The sequence below is a fragment of the Pedobacter sp. 10L46_2 genome (genome assembly GCF_056395165.1).
The window spans coordinates 1-4,767 of the sequence record NZ_JBFTIZ010000323.1 but is presented as its reverse complement, the minus strand read 5'-3'; the positions used below and the strand labels follow the sequence as shown (position 1 = coordinate 4,767).

General features: G+C 37.6%; 4 protein-coding genes. All 4 read left to right on the top strand.

Features of this window, described 5'->3' with window-relative positions; translation table 11 throughout:
* On the top strand, positions 1–1,343 hold a 1,343-nt coding region (locus AC1DDX_RS23790), incomplete at its 5' end, for an AAA family ATPase (RefSeq protein ID WP_477622710.1).
* Positions 1,344–1,554: 211 nt separating this feature from the next.
* Entirely contained in the window at positions 1,555–2,523 is a 969-nt protein-coding gene (locus AC1DDX_RS23785) for a formylglycine-generating enzyme family protein (protein ID WP_337717437.1), read from the top strand.
* 42 nt (positions 2,524–2,565) lie between these two features.
* Positions 2,566–3,891, top strand: a complete 1,326-nt coding sequence (locus AC1DDX_RS23780; RefSeq protein ID WP_172661110.1) for a Gfo/Idh/MocA family protein — start codon at positions 2,566–2,568, stop codon at positions 3,889–3,891.
* A 14-nt stretch (positions 3,892–3,905) separates the two neighbouring features.
* The coding region (locus AC1DDX_RS23775; protein WP_477622709.1) for an FAD:protein FMN transferase at positions 3,906–4,767 on the top strand (862 nt) is incomplete at its 3' end.

Below are 4,767 nucleotides of genomic sequence, written 5' to 3'. Positions count from 1 at the left end.
CATCCAGATACATTACTGATAGGTTTTTACCAGATAAAGCTATTGATGCTTTAGATGAGGCCGGATCAAGATTACACTTAACGAACATTCATGTTCCAGAGAACATCATCGAAATTGAAAACAAGATTGAAGAGATCAAGCTTGAAAAAAATAAAGTTGTAAAAAGTCAGAAATACGAAGAAGCAGCTAAATTAAGAGATACTGAAAAAAATCTTTTAGAGGAGTTGGATCGTGCTAAGGCTGAATGGGAGAATGAAACTAAAACTAAACGTTATACCGTTACGGAAGATAACGTTGCTGAGGTTGTTTCTATGATGACTGGTATTCCGTTACAACGTGTAGGACAAACTGATAGCGTTAAGCTATTGAATATGTACGAGACTGTTGGACAGAAAATTATTGGTCAGGATGATGCCATTAAAAAACTGACTAAAGCAATTCAACGTACCAGAGCCGGATTAAAAGATCCTAAAAAACCAATTGGTTCATTTATTTTCTTAGGTCCAACGGGTGTTGGTAAAACTGAATTAGCTAAGGAACTTGCTCGTTTTATGTTTGATAGTGATGATTCACTAATTCAAATTGATATGAGTGAGTACATGGAGAAATTTGCGGTATCACGTTTAGTGGGCGCGCCTCCGGGATATGTGGGTTATGAAGAAGGTGGTCAGTTAACTGAAAAAGTTAGACGTAAACCTTATGCCGTAATTCTTTTGGATGAGATTGAAAAAGCTCACCCTGATGTATTCAACATCTTATTGCAGGTGCTTGATGAAGGACAGCTTACAGATAGTTTAGGTCGTAAAGTGGATTTTAGAAATACCATTATCATTATGACTTCTAACATCGGTGCCCGTCAGCTAAAAGATTTCGGACAAGGGGTAGGTTTCTCTACTTCAGCTAAAGTGAACCAGGTTGATGCGCACTCAAGGGGCGTTATCGAAACTGCATTGAAACGTGCATTTGCTCCTGAGTTTCTTAACCGTGTTGATGATGTGGTTGTTTTCAATTCTTTAGGAAAAGAAGAGATATTCAAAATCATTGATATAGAATTGAAATCATTATTTGGCCGCGTACATAATTTAGGTTACGAAGTTAAATTAACAGAGAAAGCAAAAGAGTTTATTGCTGATAAAGGTTTTGATTCTGCCTTTGGAGCCAGACCTCTTAAACGTGCAATACAAAAATATCTTGAAGATCCAATTGCTGAAGAAATCCTTAAAGGAGATATTCATGATGGAGACACTTTGGAAATCGATTATGATAAAGAAGGAGATGTTATTGTTGTAGAAAATAAAAGTCCGGGTAAGAAAAAGAAAAAAGAAGAGGGAAGTGTAGAATAAACTACCACCTGTGACTATAAAACGCCTGTTAGATGAACATCTGACAGGCGTTTTCTTTTACATTGATTTTCATTTTCTGAGGTTGACTTAGTGTTTATATTACACATTTTATGAAATTATATGGGTGCAGATTTTGGTTTATCAATTATTGCCTCTATTTTAGAGAATAAATAGGTTAGGTTAAAATATTTGTTGTATCAAAATTTTATAAATGAAAGTGAAATTATCATTGTTAGTGCCCTTAGCATTTCTTGCTATTCAAACTACTCTGGCACAGGAGAAACCCGAATCTTATAAACAACAATTGGAAGGCACAAAGTTGTCGTTCGATATGGTTGCTATTCCCGGTGGTGAATTTATGATGGGAAGTAAAAAGGGGAATGCTGATGAACAGCCGGTTCACAAAGTGAAAGTTGCCCCATTTTGGATGAGTACCTACGAAGTGATCTGGGATAATTACGAGCCATTTTTATATAAGGATTACGAAGCAGCACATAGTACTGCTCCAATTCCAAAAAATGTTGATGCAATAACAAGACCTACAAAACCGTATCTGGATATGACTTTCGGAATGGGTAAAGAGGGGCAACCTGCACTTGCTATGACTCATTATAATGCTATTCAGTATTGTAAATGGCTTTATGCCAGGACAGGCGTTTTTTACAGACTTCCTACTGAAGCTGAATGGGAATACGCTTGCCGCGCAGGTTCTGTTACCGAATATTCTTTCGGAAACGACGGTTCAAAATTAGGTGATTATGCATGGTTTAATGGAAATAGCGATGGTAAAACTCATGTTGTTGGTCAGAAAAAGCCAAATGCATGGGGATTATACGATATGTATGGAAACGTTGCAGAATGGACCTATGATCAATATCTGCCGGATTTTTATGCATCAGTAAAAGGTGATAAGGCAAATGATCCTGTTGCCGTTCCAGAAAAATTATATCCAAATGCAGTTAGAGGTGGTGCATATAATGATGAAGCTAAAGATGCTCGTTCTGCATCCCGATTAGCATCAGACCCTAGTTGGAAACAGCTGGATCCTCAGATTCCAAAAAGTAATTGGTGGTTTCCTGAAGCTCCTTTTGTCGGAATGAGGTTAGTTAGACCAGTAACACCTCCATCAAAAGAAGAGATAGATGCTTATTATAGCAAGGCTCCTATTAAAGATTACTAATAAACCAAACATACTAAGAACCATATATAAACCTAAATTACAATGAACAATGAAGAACTGCGCGACAAACGCCGCGAATTTTTAAAAACTTCGGCTCTTGTAGCCGGAGGTGTTATGTTAAATGGAGTTGCTTTTGCTAACGGCGGAGCGCATTCATCTGTAGATGACACCATCAAAATTGCATTAATTGGTTGCGGCGGTCGTGGTACCGGTGCCGCTTTTCAGGCATTAAGTACTAAGCAAAACCTAAAGTTGGTAGCTATGGCTGATGCTTTTAGCGATAGACTAGAAAGTGCATACAAAGAGATCTCTGAAAAATTTGGAGCCAAAGTTGATGTTCCTCAGGAACGTAGATTTGTAGGTTTTGATGCTTATAAAAAAGCAATAGCCCTGGCCGATGTTGTTTTGTTAGCAACTCCTCCAGGATTCAGACCTAGTCACTTTGAAGAAGCAGTTAACCAGAGCAAGCACATATTTATGGAAAAACCAGTGGCTGTTGACTCGCCAGGTATCCGTAAAGTTTTAGCAGCTGCCGAAATTGCAAAAACTAAAAAATTAAATGTTGTTGTAGGTCTGCAGCGCAGATATCAAAATAACTATAGAGATGTTATTAAACGCATTCAGGATGGAGCTATAGGCGATATCACTGGTGGTCAGGTATATTGGAATAGTGGTGGCGTTTGGGTGAAACCGCGTGAAGCCAGCCAAACTGAAATGGAATATCAAATGCGTAACTGGTATTATTTTAACTGGTTATGTGGTGATCATATAGTTGAGCAACACGTACACAATATTGATATTGCGAATTGGGTTAAAAATGCTTATCCGGTTTCTGTTCAAGGTACTGGCAGCCGTGCCTGGAGAACTGGAAAAGATTATGGTGAGATTTATGATAACCACTCTGTAGAATTAACTTATGCAGATGGTTCTGTAATTAACAGTCAGTGCCGCCACTTTGAAGGTATTGATAACCGTGTTGATGAAAGCTTCCATGGAACTAAAGGTCGTGTTTTCTTATCTGCAGGTAACGAAGGAAGATTATATGACACTAAAAATAAACTGATCTATAACTACAGTTCAAAAGTAAACCCTAATCCTTATCAAACTGAGCACGACGAGCTTTTTGCTGCTATTGCTAAGGGTGAATATAAATTCTGGGATGCAGAACGTGGTGCAAAAAGCTGTATGACAGCCATTATTGGTCGTTATGCAACTTATTCTGGAAAAACTATTAAATGGGATGATGCTTTAAAAGCAGAGAACAGTTTATTCCCTGATGAGTTGAGCTGGACTGCAAAACCTAAACTATTACCTGATGCTAATGGATTGTATCCAATTCCTACACCAGGGCAAACTAAGGTGATATAAACGTTACTAACGTAATGTTTTTTATAAATAAAGCTTTTATTTTATTGCTGCTGTCGCAAATTTTTCTTCTTTTTAAGAAGGAAGATCTGCGACAGTATGCTATACATGGTTATGCTCAGGGAACTGATTATTCCATTAAGTATTTTGCTCGGGATAGCATTGTAACGAAGGGTAATGTAGATAGCATTCTTATGGTTATCGATTCATCTATGTCGCTATACAAATCATATTCTTTGATCAATAAGTTTAATGCTTCTTCGAACGGGATTGTTTTAGATCCACATTTTGCTAAAGTGATGGCAAAATCTTTTGAGGTGTATAAAGCTACCAAAGGAAAATTTGACGTAACTGTTGAGCCTCTTGTACAAGCATGGGGTTTTGGTGCAAAGCCAATAGATAAATTCCCCGATAGTGCTYGGGTAAAGGAATTACTGAAGTGCGTAGGCATGAATAACCTTAGTTTAAAAGGTAATTTCCTTAAAAAACAAAAGCCATGTATAAATGTAGATCTTAATGGAATTGCCCAGGGATACAGTGTTGATGTAGTGGCTGATTATTTAATTAACAAAGGAATCACATCGTTTGTAGTAGAAATAGGAGGCGAACTAAGGATAAAAGGACCGAAACCTGATGGAACATCAATGAATATAGGGATTGAAGGACCTGCAAATTCACCAAATGCCGAACCTGAAGTAAGGCATGTTATCAGCATTAATGATGGAGCAATAACTACTGCGGGTAATTATAGAAAATATTTGCAAAAAGGCTCCTGGAAGGTTGCACACCTAATTGACCCTAAAACGGGTTATCCTTTAGATAATGCATTGATAAGCGTTACAATTTATGCAAAGGACGCTATTACTGCCGATGGATATG

Excerpts from the sequence above, each read along its gene's own strand:
- AC1DDX_RS23785 (WP_337717437.1), top strand. The coding sequence starts at position 1,555 with ATGAAAGTGAAATTATCATTGTTAGTGCCCTTAGCATTTCTTGCTATT.
- AC1DDX_RS23780 (WP_172661110.1), top strand. The coding sequence starts at position 2,566 with ATGAACAATGAAGAACTGCGCGACAAACGCCGCGAATTTTTAAAAACT.